Below are 553 nucleotides of genomic sequence, written 5' to 3'. Positions count from 1 at the left end.
GGAAGCAGAGGCCGGCTGGATCGTGAAGCTCGCGCGCGACTACGACCCCAGCCTGCCCGAGTTCGAGGGCGATGCCGACCGCCTCACCCAGGCGGTCTGGAACCTGGTGCGCAACGCGATCCAGGCCGGCGCCGCCAACGTGGCGCTGCGCACGCGCATCGAGCGCGGGGTGCGCATCGGCGGCGCGATCCACGCGCGCGCACCCTGCTGCTGCCGCTGGCGGCGGAACCCGGCCGCGACGACGAGGGCGGGGAGGTCCGCTCCGATGATTGACGCCGCCGCCGTGCCGGTGTGGGTGGTCGACGACGATCGCAGCGTGCGTTTCGTGCTATCGTGATGTCGGCCTATACCGACGTCGCCAGCACCGCCGGCGCCTTCCGCGGCGGCGCGCACGAGTTCCTGTCCAAGCCGTTCGATCTCGACGACGCGGTGGCGCTGGCCGCGCGCACGCTGCAACCCGCGCGGACCGAGCCCGCGCCGCCGCCGGCGCGGATCGAGCCGGCCGACACCCTGATCGGCGAGGCGCCGGCCATGCGCGAGCTGTTCCGCGCGA

2 pseudogenes are annotated in these 553 nt (G+C 74.3%); both read left to right on the top strand.

Annotation, left to right across the window (positions count from 1 at the left end):
• Positions 1-202 (top strand): annotated as a pseudogene (locus Z164_RS22200) (PAS domain-containing sensor histidine kinase); the annotation flags it as partial.
• Between the two features lie 128 nt (positions 203-330).
• Positions 331-553: pseudogene (locus Z164_RS21075) on the top strand (nitrogen regulation protein NR(I)); the annotation flags it as partial.

This window comes from Luteimonas huabeiensis HB2, from assembly GCF_000559025.1.
GTDB lineage: Bacteria > Pseudomonadota > Gammaproteobacteria > Xanthomonadales > Xanthomonadaceae > Luteimonas > Luteimonas huabeiensis.
This window is presented reverse-complemented; position numbering and strand designations above follow the sequence as displayed.